Annotated in this window: 17 protein-coding genes; 10 read left to right on the plus strand and 7 right to left on the minus strand. The window is 63.5% G+C overall.

Translation table 11 applies throughout. The features are described from left to right. Positions 1 to 79 precede the first annotated feature (79 nt). A complete protein-coding gene (locus tag AAIL67_RS11090) occupies positions 80 to 613 on the plus strand; it encodes a peroxiredoxin (protein ID WP_003068738.1) in 534 nt (177 codons plus the stop codon). A gap of 13 nt (positions 614 to 626) precedes the next feature. Here AAIL67_RS11090 and AAIL67_RS11095 read toward each other — a convergent pair whose 3' ends face one another. After that, entirely contained in the window at positions 627 to 2,177 is a 1,551-nt protein-coding gene (locus AAIL67_RS11095; protein WP_224649022.1) for a trypsin-like peptidase domain-containing protein, read from the minus strand. A 49-nt stretch (positions 2,178 to 2,226) separates the two neighbouring features. Then, positions 2,227 to 2,802, minus strand: coding sequence for a Holliday junction branch migration protein RuvA (gene ruvA / locus AAIL67_RS11100; protein WP_012839968.1), 576 nt, complete (start codon positions 2,800 to 2,802; stop codon positions 2,227 to 2,229). 49 nt (positions 2,803 to 2,851) lie between these two features. On the opposite strand from ruvA, the gene AAIL67_RS11105 reads away from it, so the two are divergent. The 6 genes from AAIL67_RS11105 (at position 2,852) to AAIL67_RS11130 (ending at position 7,816) form a co-directional block, all read left to right on the plus strand. Continuing rightward, on the plus strand, positions 2,852 to 3,862 hold the full coding sequence (locus tag AAIL67_RS11105; RefSeq protein WP_034354721.1) for a PhoH family protein: 1,011 nt from the start codon (positions 2,852 to 2,854) through the stop codon (positions 3,860 to 3,862). A 49-nt stretch (positions 3,863 to 3,911) separates the two neighbouring features. Continuing rightward, positions 3,912 to 4,370 carry an rRNA maturation RNase YbeY gene (ybeY, locus tag AAIL67_RS11110; protein ID WP_343484046.1) on the plus strand — a complete coding sequence of 153 codons (459 nt, stop codon included), beginning with the start codon at positions 3,912 to 3,914 and terminating at the stop codon, positions 4,368 to 4,370. Between the two features lie 21 nt (positions 4,371 to 4,391). Next, positions 4,392 to 5,906, plus strand: coding sequence for an ATP-binding protein (locus AAIL67_RS11115; protein ID WP_343484047.1), 1,515 nt, complete (start codon positions 4,392 to 4,394; stop codon positions 5,904 to 5,906). Positions 5,907 to 5,913: 7 nt separating this feature from the next. Next, positions 5,914 to 6,540, plus strand: a complete 627-nt coding sequence (locus tag AAIL67_RS11120) for a response regulator (RefSeq protein WP_224649025.1) — start codon at positions 5,914 to 5,916, stop codon at positions 6,538 to 6,540. A gap of 91 nt (positions 6,541 to 6,631) precedes the next feature. Next, entirely contained in the window at positions 6,632 to 7,126 is a 495-nt protein-coding gene (locus tag AAIL67_RS11125) for a heme-binding protein (RefSeq protein WP_034391195.1), read from the plus strand. Positions 7,127 to 7,144: 18 nt separating this feature from the next. Further along, positions 7,145 to 7,816, plus strand: coding sequence for an outer membrane beta-barrel protein (locus AAIL67_RS11130; RefSeq protein ID WP_343484049.1), 672 nt, complete (start codon positions 7,145 to 7,147; stop codon positions 7,814 to 7,816). 65 nt (positions 7,817 to 7,881) lie between these two features. Here AAIL67_RS11130 and AAIL67_RS11135 read toward each other — a convergent pair whose 3' ends face one another. After that, positions 7,882 to 8,877, minus strand: a complete 996-nt coding sequence (locus AAIL67_RS11135) for a tripartite tricarboxylate transporter substrate binding protein (protein WP_343484051.1) — start codon at positions 8,875 to 8,877, stop codon at positions 7,882 to 7,884. A gap of 192 nt (positions 8,878 to 9,069) precedes the next feature. Between AAIL67_RS11135 and AAIL67_RS11140 the strand changes: the two genes are divergently transcribed. After that, entirely contained in the window at positions 9,070 to 9,834 is a 765-nt protein-coding gene (locus tag AAIL67_RS11140; RefSeq protein ID WP_343484052.1) for a sulfite exporter TauE/SafE family protein, read from the plus strand. Between the two features lie 100 nt (positions 9,835 to 9,934). Here AAIL67_RS11140 and dbpA read toward each other — a convergent pair whose 3' ends face one another. Further along, on the minus strand, positions 9,935 to 11,344 hold the full coding sequence (gene dbpA / locus AAIL67_RS11145; RefSeq protein WP_034354741.1) for an ATP-dependent RNA helicase DbpA: 1,410 nt from the start codon (positions 11,342 to 11,344) through the stop codon (positions 9,935 to 9,937). Positions 11,345 to 11,506: 162 nt separating this feature from the next. Here dbpA and AAIL67_RS11150 point away from each other — a divergent pair, with 162 nt between their 5' ends. Next, the gene (locus tag AAIL67_RS11150) at positions 11,507 to 12,832 is read left to right on the plus strand and encodes an amidohydrolase (protein WP_343484054.1); all 1,326 of its coding nucleotides are present in this window, start codon (positions 11,507 to 11,509) and stop codon (positions 12,830 to 12,832) included. A 46-nt stretch (positions 12,833 to 12,878) separates the two neighbouring features. On the opposite strand, the gene AAIL67_RS11155 is transcribed toward AAIL67_RS11150, so the two are convergent. From AAIL67_RS11155 to AAIL67_RS11165, 3 genes are read right to left on the minus strand one after another with little or no spacing between them, the layout of a single operon-like run. Next, on the minus strand, positions 12,879 to 14,660 hold the full coding sequence (locus tag AAIL67_RS11155; protein WP_343484055.1) for a dipeptidase: 1,782 nt from the start codon (positions 14,658 to 14,660) through the stop codon (positions 12,879 to 12,881). Positions 14,661 to 14,713: 53 nt separating this feature from the next. Next, positions 14,714 to 15,163: a D-aminoacyl-tRNA deacylase gene (dtd, locus tag AAIL67_RS11160; protein WP_034377252.1), complete on the minus strand. Its 450-nt coding sequence runs from the start codon at positions 15,161 to 15,163 to the stop codon at positions 14,714 to 14,716. After that, positions 15,160 to 16,134 carry a cation diffusion facilitator family transporter gene (locus AAIL67_RS11165; RefSeq protein ID WP_034354754.1) on the minus strand — a complete coding sequence of 325 codons (975 nt, stop codon included), beginning with the start codon at positions 16,132 to 16,134 and terminating at the stop codon, positions 15,160 to 15,162. Before AAIL67_RS11165 ends, dtd begins: the two co-directional genes overlap by 4 nt. Before the next feature lie 160 nt (positions 16,135 to 16,294). Here AAIL67_RS11165 and AAIL67_RS11170 point away from each other — a divergent pair, with 160 nt between their 5' ends. Further along, positions 16,295 to 18,373, plus strand: coding sequence for an EAL domain-containing protein (locus AAIL67_RS11170; protein ID WP_343484057.1), 2,079 nt, complete (start codon positions 16,295 to 16,297; stop codon positions 18,371 to 18,373). The last annotated feature ends 20 nt before the right edge of the window (positions 18,374 to 18,393 follow it).

Consider the following 18,393-nt stretch of genomic DNA (forward strand, 5'->3'; position numbering starts at 1 on the left):
CCACAGTTGCTGTGCCCCACATTGACGGCCGGCCCCTGGCTTTGCGCACAATGACGGCAAAGATCCGAGGAGCTTTTTCATGCGTATTCACACCCTGGCCTGTACGGCCGCCCTGCTTTGCCTGTCCGTCGCTGCCCAGGCTGCGCTCAAGGCCGGCGATGCAGCACCTGGCTTCAAGACGCCCGCAGCCGTTGCCGGCAAGGCTTTTGACTTCGATATGGCCGAGGCGCTCAAGAAAGGGCCGGTGGTGCTGTACTTCTTCCCCAAGGCCTTCACCCAGGGCTGCACGCTGGAAGCCCATGCCTTTGCCGAAGCCACGCCCCAGTTCGCCGCCATGAAAGCCACGGTGGTGGGCATGTCACATGACGATATCGACACCCTCAAGCGCTTTTCCACCGAGGCCTGCCGCGACCAGTTTGCCGTGGCATCGGACCCTCGGGCCGTCACCATCAAGGCCTATGACGCGGGTGCTGCCGCCAACCCTGCCAGGGCCGACCGCATCTCCTATGTGGTGGGCCAGGACGGCAAGGTGAAGTTCGCCCTTGTCAGCAGCGACCCGCTGGCCCATGTGGAGCAGACCAAGGCGGCCGTCAGGCAGTTGCAGGGGAAATAGGCCCGGCCCTCGGTCACTGCGCCAGCCAGTTCCCGATCTGGCTGCTGAAGGTCCGGTCGAAGCGGCTGTAGACATCGGAGCCGCCGCTGACCGTACACGAGCTGCTGCCGCCGGACAACGTGCCCACGACGCGTCCGCCCGCAAACATGGCCGAGCCACTGCTGCCGCCTTCGGTCACGCCCTTGCTCCAGCCGACGTTCACAAAATCGCTCTGGGCATTGCCCGGGCTGCAGGTGATGCTGCCGGCGCCCAGACTGCAGTTTCTGTAGCTTTGCACCTGGCCTTCGCTGTATTTGAGCAAATCGCCCTGCGGGTGATGCAGTCCGTAGATGGCCGTCCCCGTCACCGCCGTTCCTCTCGCATCCCAGCCGGCCAGCGTCGCGCCGGCAGGTGGCACCTCATTGAGTCGCATCAGCGTGGCATCGGTCACAGCGGTCGAATACAGCAGCGTGGCACCGCGCTGCAGCGCCGAGGTACTTGCATTCGGCTCGAAGCTATTGCAGCTTGCCGAGCGGAAAAACCAGTCTGTGCGCAGCGAAGTGGCGGCTGCCTGCGTCGAGATGCAGTGACTGGCCGATAGAAAGTACGGCGTGTAGTCCCGCTTGGTATTGTTCAGCAGGGAGCCCGTGCAGTAGTAGTAGCGGTTGTCGGGGCCCACATACGTCATGCGCGCCACGGCATTGCGCTCGACCGCGTACTGATCGGCGCAGCTGGCATCGAGCTCGCAACCCGCGGCATCGCCCACATTTCTGGGCACGAGGCTATCGCGCAGCTCCAGCTCCACGGGCAGGGCCAGGTTGACATAGGCATGGGTGAGTGTGGGAATGGCAATGCGCAGCTGCGATGTCGACAGTCCCGCAGGCAGTGCAATCTCCAGCGTGACCTCATCGGCGCCCAGGTCGGGGGTCCACCAGATGCCAGCCGCCCGGGTGTCGCCGTCGACACGCCGGTTGCGCGCAATGGCCTCGTTGATGGCCTTGCCCGTGGTCTCGAACCCGGTCTTGCTGCGATCCTTGCGGTACAGCCTGAGCTCGGCGGCATCGGGCATGGCATCGACCACCAGCCCCAGCCGCAGGCCATGGGCGCCGGTCGATGTGATGCTTATCGCCGCCACCTGTCCGCCATCCGGTGCCCCGGCCCATCGCAACGTACGTGCCATGTCGCCAGTGGACTGCAACGAAGACAGCGCCCGTGGCGCCCCGATCTGCATGGGCACACCAGGCATGGGCATGACCGGCAAAGGCGCGTCGTTCCACTGCGGCAAAGCCAGATCGACGGTCTTGGGTCGCACGGCCACGGATGCCACGGCCACGCCTCTGGCCGAAGCCGCAGTCTGGGCGACAGGCACTATCAGCGAATCCAGCACATAGGCCGTGGGCGGACCCGGCGGAGGACTGGTCTCTGCGACGCCCGCACCATTGCCGCCGTTACCGACACCTGCGCCGCCAGGGCCCGGGTCCGGAACACTGCCTCCGCCCCCTCCGCCGCCGCAAGCGGTCAGCACCACCAGCATCAGGCTTGCGCATAGAGAGGGAACGCGCCTGCCCTGTATCCACCAATGCATATCGTGTTCTCCTGCAGTTCACGATCGGACTGGCACAGGGCCAGCGAAGCTATTTGGTCAAAGCCTTGAGCGCGAGCTTAATGCCCTCGCTCACCCCTACATCGGGTGGGAGTTTCTTGAGGGCGGCCGATGCTTCCTTGTCCGAGTAGCCCAGCGCCATCAGTGCCTGCTGAATATCGTTCTGGTCATTGTTATTGGCAAACAGCGACTGCGCACCGGTATCCGCGCCGATCTTGCCCTTGAGCTCCAGCAGCAGACGCTCGGCGGTCTTCTTGCCGATGCCGGGCACCTTGACCAATCGCCCTGCTTGCTGCTGCGATACCGCGTCCGCGAGATCATCGATGCTCATGCCGCTGAGCACGGCCAGTGCCATGCGCGGTCCTATGCCGGTGATCTTGATGAGTTCGCGGAAGGTCTGGCGCTCGCGGGCCGTACCGAAGCCGAACAGCAGCTGGGCGTCTTCCCGCACCACGAAATGGGTCAGCAAGGCTACCTTGGCACCATTGGCAGGCAGGTTGTAGAAGGTGCTCATGGGCACCTGCACCTCATAGCCCACACCGGCACAGTCCACCAGGACTTCGGGCGGGTTTTTTTCCAGCAGCGTTCCAGTCAATTTGCCTATCATTGAAATCCTTTGCCGCACCGTGCGGCGATTCTTTTGAGAAATTATCCGCGTGATCCTGCGCCATACCTTCACACCCCATAACAATACGCGCCTGACCCATCTCTGCGGCCCGGCAGATGCGCATCTGCGCACCATCGAAATCGCGCTGGGCGTCAAGATCGCTCACCGCCACGAGCAGTTCAAGATCGACGGCCCCAAGGCCAAGGCCAATGAGGCGCTGGAGCTGCTTCAGGCTCTCTATGAGATCGCCGACTACGTGATTGCAGAAGATACGCTGCAGCTCATGCTGGCCGGCGATGTCGAGATGCTGGAGGCCGACCTGACGGCTCCGCAATTGACTACGCGCCGTGCCGATCTGCGCGCCCGCACGCCCAACCAGGCGCTGTATCTGGAAAACATCGCCAATCACGACATCAGCTTCGGCATCGGCCCGGCCGGCACGGGCAAGACCTATCTGGCCGTGGCCTGCGCCGTGGACGCGCTGGAGCGCAGCGCCGTGCAGCGCATCGTGCTGACCCGGCCCGCCGTGGAAGCCGGCGAACGCCTGGGCTTTCTGCCCGGCGACCTGACGCAGAAGGTGGACCCCTATCTGCGCCCGCTGTATGACGCGCTCTACGATCTGATGGGTTACGAGAAGGTGCAGAAGGCCTTCGAGCGCAATGCGCTGGAGATCGCGCCGCTGGCCTTTATGCGCGGACGCACGCTGAACAACGCCTTCGTGATCCTGGACGAGGCGCAGAACACCACGCCCGAGCAGATGAAGATGTTTCTGACCCGCATCGGCTTTGGCGCCAAGGCCGTGGTCACGGGCGACGTGAGCCAGGTTGACCTGCCCAAGGGAGCACCCAGCGGACTTGTCGATGCCGAGCGCGTCCTCAAACGCGTCAAGGGCATCTCCATCAACCACTTCACCAGCGCCGACGTGGTGCGCCACCCGCTGGTGGCCCGCATTGTGGACGCCTATGACGCACGCGGCCGGGTGTCCGAAGGCACTTCGGCGCCCAAGCACCGCAGCAGTCCCCGTACGGCCCGCCCACTGCCAACGGCAGACGAACTTTAATCAAAATTAATAGCTACTAGCGCTTACCTCATAAGGGCTAAAAGCCAAAATGACCTTAAATCAACTGCAACTATCGCTGCAATTCGGTCCCAGCGCCGAGGCCGCCGCCCATCGCGAACTGCTGAGCCGCAGCCGCGTCACGCGCTGGATCCGCCATGCGCTGGCCGTGGATGCCGAGATCACCGTGCGCATCGTCGATGCCGAGGAAGGCCGAAAGCTCAATCGCGAGTACCGCAAAAAGGACTACGCGACCAATGTGCTGACCTTCGACTATCAGCAGGAGCCTTGCGTGATGGCCGATCTTGTGCTCTGCGCCCCCGTGGTGGAGCGCGAGGCCCAAGAGCAGAACAAGAGCCTGGAAGAGCATTACGCCCATCTGCTGGTGCATGGCACGCTGCATGCCCAGGGCTGGGACCACGAGACCAGCGAGGAAGACGCCGAAGAGATGGAGGCTTACGAGACCGACATCATGAAGGAGATGGGTTACGAAGACCCTTACGCCAAATAATCCGCGACAACACCGACCATCATGATCATCCCCCACTGGCGCCGCCCCCTGGCCTGGCTGATGGCCTGGGCCCTGGTGGCCATTGCAGGCGCAGGCTGGCTCGTGCATGCGCGGTTGCAGGCCCTGGAGGATGCATTCGTGACGGATGCGCGCATCGTGCACCGGCTGCTGAGCCAGCGTGCCGTGCAGCACGATGCGGTAATGGCCATGCTGCCCCTGCTGCAGCCACCTGCGCAAGGCCGCAGTGCCAAGGTAGCCTTGCCGCTGCCGCGCCTGCCCGCCGCCTATCCGCAGATCATCGAGGTACTGCGCCGCCTGCCGGACAGCAACTGGCCGGCTGACTGGCCCCATGACCTGGGTGCCGCGCTGGATATGGCAGAGGCCCGCTCACTGCAAAGCGGCCATGCCGAACTGGCCTGGGCCGACCTGCCCAAAGGCCGGGTATGGTTGGCGCTTGCCGGCCCAGCCGCCGACCACGCCCTGCTGCTGGATCTGCATGCCACCATTCCCTGGGACGAGTGGCCCATGGATGCCCGGACCAGTCCAGTGCGCGTGTGGCTTCAGTATCAGGGCCAAGCCTTTACCGTGCAGGCCGGACGGCAACTGGAGCGCGGCTGGAATTACGACTTTCACAAGCTGCTGGCCTCGCAGAGCCAGCCCTTCGATGTGGTGCTGGAGCGCGACGTGGGCTGGAGCGAGCTGCCCTGGGCCACCATGCTGGCCTGGGCGGCTGCTAGCGCTGCAGTACTGGCCGCACTGCGCACCTTGCTGCGCCAGCGCGTGGCTGCACGCCGGGCAGAAGAGCTGTTGCGTCTGGGCCAGGTCGCCCGTCTCAACCAGCTCGGCGAACTGGCCGCGGGCATGGCACACGAGCTCAACCAGCCGCTGACCGCGCTGCTGGCCAATACCCAGGCGGCGCAGCGCCTGCTGGACGATGAGGAGCCAGATCTGGACATGGCGCGCCATGCCATGAGTCAGGCCGTGGCCCAGGCAAGGCGCGCCAGCACCGTCGTGGGACGCTTGCGCCGCGTGGTCGAGCGGCCTGACCTTTCAGGCCAGGTTCAGGCTCTGCCCCTGCCCACCGCCGTGCATGATGCATTGCACCTGCTGGAGCCCGAGCTGCGCCGCCGCAGCATTGCCGTGCAGGTGGATGCCCCCGCAGACCTGCCTGCCGTGCGCGCCGAGCCCGTGGCCTTGCAACAGATCATCCACAACTTGGTGATGAACGCGTTGCAGGCCATGGAGCAGACCGAGGCCGGCCTGCGCCGCTTGCGCCTCACCCTTAGCCCCCAGGGCGCGCGAGTCCTGCTGAGCGTGCGCGACACCGGCCCCGGCGTAGCGCCCGAGGCACGAGCGCACTTGTTCACCCCGTTCTACACCACACGCTCCGGCGGCCTGGGACTGGGCCTGTCACTGTCGGAAAGCCTGGCGCAGGCGATGGGAGGCGAGCTCACGTTGGCGCCTCCCTCTCCCCTGCCAGCCGACGGGCCTGGGGCCGAATTCCATCTGCTGCTCCCGCTGGCCCACCAGCCTTGAACGCGCCATGACCTCTTCCCTCTCGCCCCTGATTCACCTTGTGGACGACGATACCGCCGTGCGCGACAGCCTGGCGCTGCTCATAGGTACCGTAGGCCTGCGCGTCCAATCCTGGTCCGACCCGCATGCCTTTCTCGCCGAGTTCGACCGCAGCGACGTGGGCGCCATCGTGCTCGACGTGCGCATGCCCGGCACCAGCGGTCTGACGGTGCTGGACAGGCTGGTGGCGCAAGGGGTAGACCAGCCAGTGATCATGCTCACGGGCCATGGCACAGTGGAGATGTGCCGCCGCGCCTTCAAGGCAGGGGCTGCGGAATTCCTTGAGAAGCCAGTCGATGACGAGCTGCTCATCGAGGCTCTGCAGGCCTCTGTACGCCAGCATGTGCGCTCGCGCGAGCGCCACCAGGCCGACCGGCAGGCACGCGAGCGTTATGCACAGCTCTCGAGCCGCGAATGCGAGGTGCTGGGCCTGATCGTGGAAGGGCTCACCAACAAGGAGATCGGCCGCGCGCTGTCGCTCTCGCCGCGCACGGTGGAGACCCACCGCGCCAACCTGTTCGCCAAGCTGGAGACCGACTCGCTGGCCATGCTCATCCGGCGCTACGCGGCCCTGGTCGAGGACGCCGCTCCGTAGTTCTACGGAGGTAGGCGCGTAGCCTGCCGCATGGACGCCCGGGTGGCGTTTTTCTACAGTTGCGTTCATACCCATCCACCCGGAAAAACGTATGAAACGCACTCTGACACTCGCCGCCCTGACTCTGGCCACCCTGACCGCCGGCACCGCCAACGCCCAGGCCGTGCGCACGGAAAAGAATATGTCGCTAGAGCTGGCCAACCAGATCGCCGCCCAGTCCGTCTCGGCCTGCACCGCCAACAGCTATGCCGTGACCGCCACCGTGGTCGATCGCGCCGGCGGCGTGCGCGCCGTGCAGCGTGCCGACAACGCCGGCCCACACACCGTGGAAGCCAGCCGCGAAAAGGCCTTCACCTCGGCATCGGCCAAGGCGCCAACGCTTGCCATTATGGAGAACTCCCAGAAGAACGCCGGCGCAGCCAACCTCAAGGACATCCCCGGCTTCCTGCTGCTGGGCGGCGGCGTGCCCGTGAAGGTGGGCAATGAGGTGATCGGTGCCGTGGGCGTGGCCGGTGCGCCCGGCGGCCATCTGGACGACCAATGCGCACAGGCCGCCCTGGCCAAGGTGCAGGACCTGCTGAAGTAATCGGATCTAGGATTTTTCGTGAAATTTCAACGCCTTGCCCCCCTGCTGATCCTGGCTGCCGCAGGCAGCGCTTTTGCCGACGATAGCTACTACGGCGCCCTGCGGATCAATTCCGCACGCTACCAGGCCCACGACATGGACTCCAGCGCCCGCCCCGGCCTGGGCCAGTTCGTGCCTGGCGACGAGTCGAATACCGCCACAGGGGGCTCCCTGGCCCTTGGTTATCAACTCCCGTCGAACTGGCGCGTGGAAGCCGAGTACACCCTGCCCAAGAACAACGAGTTCACCAGCGGCTCCACCCGCTTCCCAACCAGCTTCAACCACCACCAGATCCGCTCGCAGCGCCTGATGGTCAATGCATACAAGGATTTCCCCCTGAACTCCCAGTTCTCACTGTACGGAATGGCCGGCCTGGGCCTGGCACGTCTGGAGTCCAGCGGCTGGCAGGGCAATCCGGGCCGTCAGTACATCAGCGACACCCAGAGCAATCTGGCGTATTCCGTGGGTTTTGGCGTCAGCTATTCGCCTATCCAGAAGCTCAGCATCGACCTGGGCTGGCGCTATGTCGACATGGGCAAGGCCAAGAGCGGTTCCAACAACTTCGCCAACGTCCGCGGCCTGCAGGACGAGCAGATGCGTGCCAAGCTGACGGCCAGCGAAATCTCGATCGGCCTGCGTTACAACTTCTGACCCAGTCCCCTAGAGCAAAGGAAAAGCGGCCCTCGGCCGCTTTTTCTGCTGGTGCGTAAAGCCGTTTACTCGACGCTCAGGCCAATGCTGCGCACCAGTTGGGCAACGCGCACATCTTCGGTCTTGATCTGCTTGGCAAACACTTGTTGGCCCTCCCCCACGGGGGTGATGCCCTGCTGCTGCAGACTCTTGCGCAGCTCGGGGTCCTTGAGCGCCTTGTCCGTGTCCTGGGCGATGGCCTGGACCACGGCAGCGGGCGTGCCCTTGGGTGCGAACAAACCGAACCAGGCACCAGCCTCAAAGCCCTTGTAACTCTCGGCCAGGGTCTGCACCTGGGGCAGCAGTGCATGGCGCTGCAGACCGGACACGGCCAGCGCCGTGAGCTTGCCGCTCTGGATCTGGGTAAGCGCCGGAGCAATCGCAATCAGCATCACATCGACCTGGCCGGCCAACACATCCTGCAGGCCCTGAGGGCCGCCGCGATAGGGAATATGCGTGGCGAAAAAGCCTGCGCGCTGCTTGAACTGCTCCATGGCCAGATGCTGGGCGCCGCCCGTGCCCGAGGAGGCATAGTTGATCTTGCCCGGGTGGGTCTTGGCATAAGCCACAAAGTCCTGCAAGGTCTTGAAGCCCTTGCGGGGATTGGCCACCAGCACGAAGTCGGACTGGCCCAGCTTGGTCACCGGCACCAGGTCGTTCTTGACGTTATAGGGAAGGTTGCGCTGCACATTGGGCATGATGGTGATGGCGCTGTCGCCGCCCACCAGAAGGGTGTAGCCATCGGGCTGGGCCTTGACCACGGCATCCACAGCCGAGACACCGCCAGCCGCGCCCTTGTTTTCCACCACGATGGCCTGCTTCCAGTCCCTGCCCACCAGATTGCCCACCAGATTGCCCACCTGACGGGCCAGCAGATCCGGGACGCTGCCGGGGCCGTTGGCCACCACCAGCCTGACGGAGCGCGCAGGAAAATCCGGCTGCTGAGCCATGGCTGCGCCCGATACACAGCTTGCAGCCAGCATGGCCCAGGCGGTGCGGGAAAGGAAACGGGGCAGATTCACGGCAAAACTCCTTAACTAAGGAGTTGATTGTCAAAACAATCACTTATTCCTCAAAATACTGTTTTCATATTCTTTTATTTCCAAAAATAATTAACCACACAAGAAAAAGAAAAGAGGCGACGCGGGCCAGCGCCTAAGATCGACCCCAACCACAAGGCGCAAAGCCGATAGAGAAAATCAGGAGACAAGAACATGGAGAACCTGGGCCACCTCGCCCTTTTGCTGGCCGCAGCTTTCACGGCCGGCGCGCTCAACGCCGTCGCCGGTGGCGGCAGCTTTCTGACCCTTCCCGCGCTGGTCTTCACCGGCGTGCCACCCGTGATTGCCAATGCCACGGGCACCGTGGCCCTGCTGCCAGGCTATATGGCGGGCGCCTGGGGCTTCAAAGACGATATGCAGTCCCCGCCTGGCCTGTCCATGAAACAGGTGGTGGCGCTGTCCCTGATCGGCGGCTCCGCCGGTGCGGCGCTGCTGCTGTTCACGCCCGACGCCACCTTCCGCAAGGTCGTTCCCTGGCTGCTGCTGGCCGCCACCGCCATGTTCGCCTTCGGGCCGCAGCTGCGCGCCTGGGCCTCGGGCAAGAATGCCGCCCATACCACCCCATCGGCGGCCAAGGCCGCTGCTGGCATGCTGATCGTGGCCATCTATGGCGGCTACTTCAACGGCGGCCTGGGAATTTTGCTGCTGGCCTTGTTCGGCCTGCTGGGCCAGACCTCGCTCAACGCCATGAACGGCATGAAGAACCTGGTCTCTGCCCTGCTGACGGCCATTGCCGTGGTGATCTACGCCGTGGGCGGCATTGTGGAATGGAAGCAGGCCATCGTCATGATGGTGGCCGCCACCCTGGGCGGCTATCTGGGAGCCCGCGTGGCGCGCAAGATTGCACCCCATGTCCTGCGCTGGGGCATTGTGGCCACGGGGCTCGTGATGGCAGGGCTGTTCTTCGCCAAAGGCTGAAGTGCTGCCCAAAGCAAAAAGCCTTCTCGGTCCGAGAAGGCTTTTTTGTGAGCACGCAGCGCTTGATAGATAAGCGTCAGAGGCCAATTTGACGATATTTTCAGAGCAGACGAGCCTTGACCGTCTTGCCCTTGACCTTGCCTGCATTGAGCTTGGCGCAGGCCGCCGAGGCAATCTTGCGATCCACGGCCACATAGGTGGAAAAGTCGTTGACGCTGATCTTGCCGATCTGCTCGCGGCTATAGCCGAAGTCGGCGCACATGGCGCCCATCACATCGCCGGCGCGGATCTTTTCCTTGCGCCCGCCAATGATCTGGATGGTCATCATGGGTGGCAGCAGCTCGCCACCGGCGGCAGGCGTGAGTTCGTCAACGGGGAAGAATTGTGAAGCACGGCCTTGCAGCTGCTCGATCTTGCCCACGCTGCCCATCTCGTCCATGCTTACCAGATTCAGCGCCAGGCCTTCGGCATCGCCACGGCCCGTGCGGCCGATACGGTGGATATGCACCTCGGGGTCGGGGGTGACATCCACATTGATGACTGCAGACAGATCGGCGATGTCCAGACCGCGCGCCGCCACATCGGTGGCGACCAGCACGCTGCAGCTCTTGTTGGCAAACTGCACCAGCACCTCGTCGCGCTCGCGCTGCTCCAGCTCGCCGAACAGGGCCAGAGCGCTGAAGCCCTGGGCCTGCAGCTCGCTCACCACGTCGCGGCATTGCTGCTTGGTATTGCAAAAGGCAATGCTTGATTCGGGACGGAAGTGTGCCAGCAGCTTGGCCACCGCGCTCACTTTTTCTCTAGCACCGACTTCGTACCAGCGCTGCGCGATCTTGCCCGCGCTGTGCTGGGTCGCGACCTTGACGGTCTGCGGATCGCGCATGAAGCGGCTGGCCAGCGAGGCAATGCCATCGGGGTAGGTGGCCGAGAACAGCAAGGTCTGACGGTCCGCCGGGCATTGGCGCACCACGGTTTCAATGTCGCCGAGAAAGCCCATGTCCAGCATGCGATCGGCCTCGTCCAGCACCAGGGTCTTGAGGTTGCCGATGTCGAGCTTGCCGCGCTCCATCAGATCCATCACGCGTCCGGGCGTGCCGACGACGATGTGCGCGCCGTTTTCCAGCGAGGCGATCTGGTTGCGCGAGGGCACCCCGCCATAGACTGTGACGACCTTGATATTGTCCTGCGCGCGCGCCAGGCGGCGGATTTCGGTGGCGACCTGGTCGGCCAGCTCGCGTGTGGGGCACAGCACCAGGGCCTGGACGGCAAACCAGCGCGGGTTCAGGCGGTCGACCATGGGCAGGCCGAAGGCAGCCGTCTTGCCGCTGCCGGTGCTGGCCTGGGCGATCAGGTCCTTGCCCTGCAGGGTCAGCGGCAAACTGGCGGCCTGGATGGGCGTCATCTGCGCATAGCCGAGTTGCTGGAGGTTGGCCAGCATTTCGGGGGACAGGGGCAGCGCCGAGAAAGCGGTGGAATCAGAGGCCTGGGCGGCGCTGGTGGAGGTGTTCATGGGAGCGGATTATCCCGGGCCTGCGCCGCAAAAGCCTTGAGCCATCGCTATTCACGGTGCCATTTGCGGGTTGCCCCTCTTCAATCCGGTCCGGCCATGCTCCTAGTCTAAAAGCGCGCTCTCCATGAGCCGCTTCTGTTTGACGCCAACCACAGACCCAATATGCACCCAAGCCTCACTCGCAAGTTCTGCATCGCCGCCGCGCTGGCCGCCAGTTTGACCTCGACCCAGGCCGCAGAGCTGGATCTCCAGCCGCTCAAGCCCCAGCTGCAGCAGCTGATCGCCAAGATGTATCCGCAGCTGCGCGGCGTCTACGAAGACCTGCATGCCAACCCCGAGCTGGGTTTTCAGGAAACGCGTACCGCCGCCAAGCTGGCTGCCGAAATGCGCAAGCTGGGCTTCGAGGTCACCGAGGGCATGGGCAAGACCGGCCTGGTCGCCATCTATCGCAATGGCGCGGGTCCCTCCGTCATGGTGCGCACCGAGCTGGACGCCCTGCCCATGGAGGAAAAAACCGGCCTGCCCTATGCGAGCAAGGCCAAGGCCCAGTACAACGGCAAGGAGAGCTTTGTCGCCCATAGCTGCGGCCACGACATGCATATGACCAGCTGGCTGGGAACGGCCCAGGCACTGCTGGGCCTGAAGAATCAATGGAAGGGCACGCTGATGTTCGTCGCCCAGCCTTCCGAGGAAACCGTGACCGGCGCCAAGGCCATGCTGGCCGACGGCCTGTTCAAGAAGTTCGGCAAGCCCGACTACGCCTTTGCGCTGCATACCGGCTCCATGCCTTATGGCATGGTGGGCTATGTGGCCGGGCCGGCGACCTCCAATTCGGACTCTCTGGACATCACTTTCCATGGCCGTGGCAGCCACGGCTCCATGCCGGACAAAGGCATTGACCCGGTGCTCATGGCCTCGCGCTTTGTGGTCGACGTGCAGGGCGTGATCAGCCGCGAAAAAGACCCCATGGAGTTCGGCGTGGTCACCGTGGGCGCCTTCAATTCGGGCAGCGCGGGCAATATCATTCCCGACCAGGCGCGGCTGCTGGGCACCATCCGCAGCTACAAAAGCGAGGTGCGCACCAGAATGCACGAAGGCATAGAGCGCACAGCCAAGGCCGAAGCCGCCATGTCGGGCGCTCCTGCCCCCGAGATCAAACTGACCAAGGGCTCGGACGCCGTGGTCAACGACGCGGCGCTGGTAAGCCGCACGGTCAGGCTGTTCAAGGCCGCGCTCGGCGACCGGAACGTGATCCCCATCCCGCCCATCACGGCCAGCGAAGATTTCTCCGACTTCATCAACCAGGGCGTTCCATCCATGTTCTACACCCTGGGCGTGTTCGATCCCCAGAAGGTGGCGCAGGCCAGCCAGCCCGGCGGCAAGCCGCTGCCCTTCAACCACTCGCCCTTCTTCGCTCCCGAGCCAGAACCCACGCTCAAGACCGGTGTGGAAACCATGACGCTGGCCGTCATGAACGTGATGCAGTAACCGCAAGCCTGCCCCGCCATCGGGGCTACGGCTTGTCTGCCGTTCATCACTGCATTTGCTGCAGATTGCCGATGCGCACCAGCATCTCGGTGAACATCTGCATGTCCGTGCGCAGATCCGGCAGCTCCTGGTACTCCAGCGCATTGTGGGCCGTGTATTTCTTGCCAGGCATCGCCGGGCCGAAGTTGATGGCATTGGGCATGAGCTTGGCCGTGGTGCTGCCTGCGGTAGGCACGGGCTTGGCATCCAGACCCGTGGTGTCGCCAAAGATATTGAGCAAGGTGCTCAGCCACGCACCCTTGGGATCGCGGGCCATCCAGTTGCCCTGGGTGTATTGCACGCTGACCGGCACCTTGGCCGCTTCGCTCCAGCGGGCAATACCCTGCTCCACCTCGGTGCGCAACTGCTCCGGCGTCTTGCCCCGCGGCATGCGCGCATTGGCCGTCACCTCCAGCTTGCCGTCCGCCGACCTAATGAGATTGGGCGACAGCGTGAGAGGCCCCATGAAATCATCGGCATAGGCGATGCCCAGCTGCCGGCCCAGATAGTCCAGGCCAAACACGCCGTTGATATAGCGCAGGGCCTGGCTGTACTGATTGGGCTGCAGCAGCGCCGCGCCCTGCTCCGGCATCAGGCTCTGCTGCAGAAACAGCGCAAGACGCGGCACGGGATTCACCCCTTCCTCAGGGCGCGAGCCGTGAGCGGAAGCGCCGCTGACCTTGACCGTGACCTGCCCCTCGGCGCGCTGCACATCGATGGCAAACTTGCCCAGAGCCTCGTGCCGACGCACAAACCCGTCCTTTTCCTGAGACAGGCGCTGCGCAATCTGATCCAGCGCAGCCGCATCAGTGGCGGAGACGGTGGCGGAGGCCGTCTGCGCAATGGAGTTGGCCGAGGCAGCGCCGCTCATGGCGGTGATGGCAGGCTTGGCCGCATCCACGGTGACATCCGCAAACAAGGCTTTGAGCGCGCCCGTGCCCTTTTCAGCGACCACGGCCGGGTACTTGCTGTCCAGCACGACGTTGTACTGCGGCAGCGCGGTCCTGCTCTGGTAGTACTTCATGGCATCGCCGCCGGTTTCCTCGGTGGTCTCTATCATCAGGCGAATGCTGCGCGACAGCGGCAGACCGCTGTCCTTGACCGCCTTCATCGCATACAGCACGGTGGCGATGGAGCCCTTGTCGTCAATCGTGCCGCGCCCATAAAGCCGATCGCCCACGCGGGTGACCTGGAAAGGATTGATCTGCTTGCCGTCCAGCACCCACTCGGCAGCCACCACCGGCACCACATCGGCATGAGTCAGGATGCCGAACTCGGCGGCCTCGCTGGCGCGGCTCGCCGCATTGGCTGGCAGCGTCACTTCAAAAATGCGGTTGTCCACATTGCGAAAGCGCAGCCCGAATTCGGCGGCCATGGATGCAACGAGCTTGCCGAAGTCCAGGATGGCCGGACTCTCATGCGCAGGTACCTTGGGATCGCGCACCGTGGGCAGCGCCACCATGCGCTGCAGGCTCTCCAGCACCGCTGTCTCCTGCGTCAGACGGTTGTACACACCCAGCAATCGCGCGATATCCGCGAGCTCGCCATCCGACAGCGTCTGGCCACGCGTGTATCGCTGCACGGCTGGCGCCACACCCGGCTCGGCCCTGGCAGCCTGCTGCGCAAAGGCCTTGAAGGATTCGGGCGGGGTCTGGGCGGACGATGCGATCAGTGCGTCCAGCGCGGGTTTCTTCAAGGTCTGCGCCTGGATTGGCAGACTGGCGCCTGCCAGACCCAGAATCAGGCCGGCGGCTATGAGGGACAGAGAGGAATTGCAGGATTGCTTCATGAACAGCTCTTGTAGGAATCGTGGTGATGGATGGGGTCGCAGGCCCGGCCTGCCTAGGCCTGCGGCTCCATACGCATGGGAATGGTGACGGGCCCGTCATTGACCAGGTGCACCTGCATATCGGCGGCGAACTCGCCGGTCTGCACCTGAGCGTGGGCAAGCCTGGCCTGGTCCACAAAGTATTCGTAGAGGCGTCGGCCTTCGTCTGGCGCGGCGGCTGCGGTAAAACTGGGGCGATTGCCGCCTCTGGTGTCGGCCGCCAGCGTGAACTGGCTGACCACCAGCAGCCCCCCGCCAACGTCCTGCAGGCTTTTGTTCATCTTGCCGGCCTCATCGCTGAAGATGCGCAGCTTGAGCATCTTGGCCAGCAGCTTGTCGGCCTCGGCCTCGGTATCGCCGCGCTCGGCACAGACCAGCGCCAGCAAGCCCTGGTCGATCTGGCCCGTAATACGGCCGTCGACCTCCACGCGCGCCTGCTTGACGCGCTGAATCACACTCATCATGTACTCAAACCTTCCTTGGCCGCGCCCTGTGCTTCGCCGCCCTGCTCTCCATCGGCCACTTCACTGACCGTGTTCATACCCATGGGCAGCAGCTCGATGCGGGCATACAGGCCTGGAATGGCCTGCAGCAGCGCGGCTTCAATCTCCGAGCGCAATTGTGCCGCCCGCTGCACGCTCCACTGGCCGGGAACATGCATGTGGAAGTCCACAAAGCTGCGCTCCCCCGCCTGACGGCTGGAGATATTGTCAAAGCTCACCCCCTCGTTGCGCTTGGCATAGCCGTCCAGCAAAGTGTCAATCTTGAGACGCTGCGGCGCGTCCAGCGCCTGATCCATCAGTCCTTGCGAGGACTGCCAGACCAGTTGCACCCCCTGCACGCAGATATGCACAGCCACTGCCAGAGCCACCAGTGCATCCATCCACAGCCAGCCTGTCAAGGCGGCGGCCAGCAGACCCACCACCACGCCCACCGAAGTCCAGACATCGGTCAGCAGATGCCGCGCATCGCCCTCCAGCGCCATGGAGCGGTATTTGCGTGAAGAGCGCAGCATGACCCAGGCCAGAAGCCCGTTGAAGACGGTGCTGAGCAGCGACAGCATCAGGCCCCAGCTCAATTGCTCCAGTGGTTGCGGGTTCCACAGCCGCGACAGCGCCGCCCAGGCAATCGCCAGGCTCGCGCCTATGACCAGCACGCCTTCGAAACCGGCCGAGAAGTACTCCGCCTTGTAATGTCCATAGGGGTGCTCGGTATCCGCCGGTCGCTTGGCCACGGTCACCATGGTCAGTGCAAACATGGCTCCGGCCAGATTCACAAAGGACTCCAGCGCATCGGACAGCAGGCCTACCGAACCGGTCAGCCACCAGGCCAGAGTCTTGAGCACAATGGTGAGCAGCGCCACCACAACGGACAGGCGCAGCAAATTATGCGGCTGCAGCCATTGTGAATATGTTGAGACGTCAGATTTGGACATGTTCAGGTTCTACAGCCTCTATATCACCAAGTGCTTTGATGCATCAATAGTCTTTGCAAGTTGTCTATAAAGCAACCCAGAATCCCTTATCGTGATGGACATGTCATGGTCGAGGCTGACCTGATTCCTATATAAATACTCCCAGAAAAAAGGGAGGCGCATGCCTGATACGTTGATAGCACAGCAACCGAGGGATGAGGACGCCATTCTTCGACTGGTGGCCGATACAGCGCCCGCTATGCTGGCCTATTTTGATGCCGACACACGCGCCTGTCGCTTTGCCAACGCGCGCTATGCAGAGCACTTTGGCCACACCATGCAAACCATAGTGGGCATGGATGTGCGTGACATTGTGGGCGAGCTGGTCTGGACACAGATCGAACCTTATCTGGACTCCGTGGCCGTCGACAACACTCAGACGCTGCGCTACACCCGCCAGGTCGAAAACGAGACTGGCCGGCTGCAACACATCGAGGCAGTGCTGCGCCCTCATGAGGAAAAAGGCGTACTCAAGGGCGTTGTGGCGCTGATGACCGATGTCAGCCACCACCATCTGGCGACACAGCAGATACGCGACAGCGAAGAGCGCATGCGCAAGTTCGCTGCCATCACCACCGAGGCCATCGTGCTGCATCGTGACGGCATCATCACGGACGGCAATGACGCACTGGCCCGGCTGGTTGGCTACTCGCTTGGCGAACTGCGCGGCACGCCGGTTCTCGATTACGTGGCACATGAAGCGCGCCTGCGGGCGCTGCAGAACATGCGCAGCGAGCGAGAGGATCGCCTCGAGTCCGTGATCATTCACAAGAACGGCCAGCTAATCCCCGTAGAGATCGAGGCCTGCACCATGCCTGGAGAAAAGGACAGGCATCGCATCGTCCTGCTGCGCGACCTGACAGCAAGCCTTCAGACCCGGCAGCACATGGACTATCTGACCCAGCATGACCTGCTGACACATCTGCCCAACCGAGCGCGTCTCAACCATCTGCTGGCCGATGCCATCGCCAGGGCTGCCAGCGAGCAATCACGATTGGCGGTGCTGTCACTGGACCTGGACCAGTTCAAGGCGGTGAACGATTCGCTCAGCCATCAGGCAGGGGATCTGCTGCTGTGCGAGCTTGCGAAGCGGCTCCGAAACACTGTGGGTGCTCAGGACATCGTGGCCCGCACCGGCAGCGACGACTTTGTGGTCGTGCTGCCCGACAACCCCGGCCTGCTCGAGACCGAGGCCCTGCTGACGCGACTTCGGGCCACAGCAGAGGCGCCCTATCTGATCGAGGGTACCCAACTGGTGATTTCCGTGAGTGTCGGCATTGCCATGTATCCCAAGGACGGGAAATGTCCGGCGTCCCTGCTTAGCAATGCCGAGGCCGCCATGCAGATGGCCAAGAGTCGCGGCCGCAGCTTCTCCCAGTTCTACACTCCTGCGCTCGAAAGCCGGGCCACACGCATGCTGATGCAGGAGCAAATGCTGCGCAACGCCGTGGAACGCGGTGAGTTCGAGCTGCATTACCAGCCGCAGACCCTCATGCAGACGGGCGAGCTTTCAGGCTTCGAAGCCCTGGTGCGCTGGAAGCACCCGCACCGCGGCCTGGTCTCGCCCGACGAGTTCATCGGCTTTGCCGAAAACCGGGGGCTGATCGCAGCCGTGGACCGCTGGGTGCTCTATCAGGCCTGCCGTCAAGCCCGTGCCTGGCAGCAACAAGGCTTTCCCGCCATCCCCGTGGCCGTCAACCTGTCGGCACAGGAATTCCGCCAGCGCGATGTAGTCAAGGAAGTGGCGCAGGCACTGGCCGACACGGGGCTGGACGCCTGCTATCTGCACATCGAGGTCACAGAAACCACGCTAATGCTCTCGGGCAACCAGATGCAGCAGACTCTGCATGCACTCAAGGCACTGGGCGTGGGACTGGCGATCGACGATTTCGGTACCGGCTACTCGTCTCTTGCCTACCTGCGCAAGCACCCCATAGACCGGCTCAAGATCGATCGTTCATTCGTGACCGATCTGCCCCACAACCCGGATGCGGCCGCCATTGTCAATGCCATCGTGCAGATGGGCCGTAGCCTGCATCTGGAGATTCTGGCCGAAGGTGTGGAAAGCACTGAACAGCTGCAACTTCTGAGAGAGATGGGCTGTGCCATGATGCAAGGGTTTCTCGTGTCAGCGCCATTATCTGCCGAGCAAGCCTCGGCATGGATGTCGCAACACTGTCAACTGCTACAAAGACAATAGTGCATGGCCTCGAATACACC

Source organism: Comamonas sp. A7-5 (assembly GCF_039581385.1).
GTDB classification, from domain to species: domain Bacteria; phylum Pseudomonadota; class Gammaproteobacteria; order Burkholderiales; family Burkholderiaceae_C; genus Comamonas; species Comamonas thiooxydans.

Excerpts from the sequence above, each read along its gene's own strand:
- AAIL67_RS11120 (WP_224649025.1), top strand. The coding sequence starts at position 5,914 with ATGACCTCTTCCCTCTCGCCCCTGATTCACCTTGTGGACGACGATACC.
- AAIL67_RS11115 (WP_343484047.1), top strand. The coding sequence starts at position 4,392 with ATGATCATCCCCCACTGGCGCCGCCCCCTGGCCTGGCTGATGGCCTGG.
- AAIL67_RS11155 (WP_343484055.1), bottom strand. The coding sequence starts at position 14,660 with ATGAAGCAATCCTGCAATTCCTCTCTGTCCCTCATAGCCGCCGGCCTG.
- AAIL67_RS11165 (WP_034354754.1), bottom strand. The coding sequence starts at position 16,134 with ATGTCCAAATCTGACGTCTCAACATATTCACAATGGCTGCAGCCGCAT.
- AAIL67_RS11170 (WP_343484057.1), top strand. The coding sequence starts at position 16,295 with ATGCCTGATACGTTGATAGCACAGCAACCGAGGGATGAGGACGCCATT.
- AAIL67_RS11090 (WP_003068738.1), top strand. The coding sequence starts at position 80 with ATGCGTATTCACACCCTGGCCTGTACGGCCGCCCTGCTTTGCCTGTCC.
- AAIL67_RS11140 (WP_343484052.1), top strand. The coding sequence starts at position 9,070 with ATGGAGAACCTGGGCCACCTCGCCCTTTTGCTGGCCGCAGCTTTCACG.
- dtd (WP_034377252.1), bottom strand. The coding sequence starts at position 15,163 with ATGATGAGTGTGATTCAGCGCGTCAAGCAGGCGCGCGTGGAGGTCGAC.
- AAIL67_RS11150 (WP_343484054.1), top strand. The coding sequence starts at position 11,507 with ATGCACCCAAGCCTCACTCGCAAGTTCTGCATCGCCGCCGCGCTGGCC.
- ybeY (WP_343484046.1), top strand. The coding sequence starts at position 3,912 with ATGACCTTAAATCAACTGCAACTATCGCTGCAATTCGGTCCCAGCGCC.
- AAIL67_RS11125 (WP_034391195.1), top strand. The coding sequence starts at position 6,632 with ATGAAACGCACTCTGACACTCGCCGCCCTGACTCTGGCCACCCTGACC.
- AAIL67_RS11095 (WP_224649022.1), bottom strand. The coding sequence starts at position 2,177 with ATGCATTGGTGGATACAGGGCAGGCGCGTTCCCTCTCTATGCGCAAGC.
- dbpA (WP_034354741.1), bottom strand. The coding sequence starts at position 11,344 with ATGAACACCTCCACCAGCGCCGCCCAGGCCTCTGATTCCACCGCTTTC.
- ruvA (WP_012839968.1), bottom strand. The coding sequence starts at position 2,802 with ATGATAGGCAAATTGACTGGAACGCTGCTGGAAAAAAACCCGCCCGAA.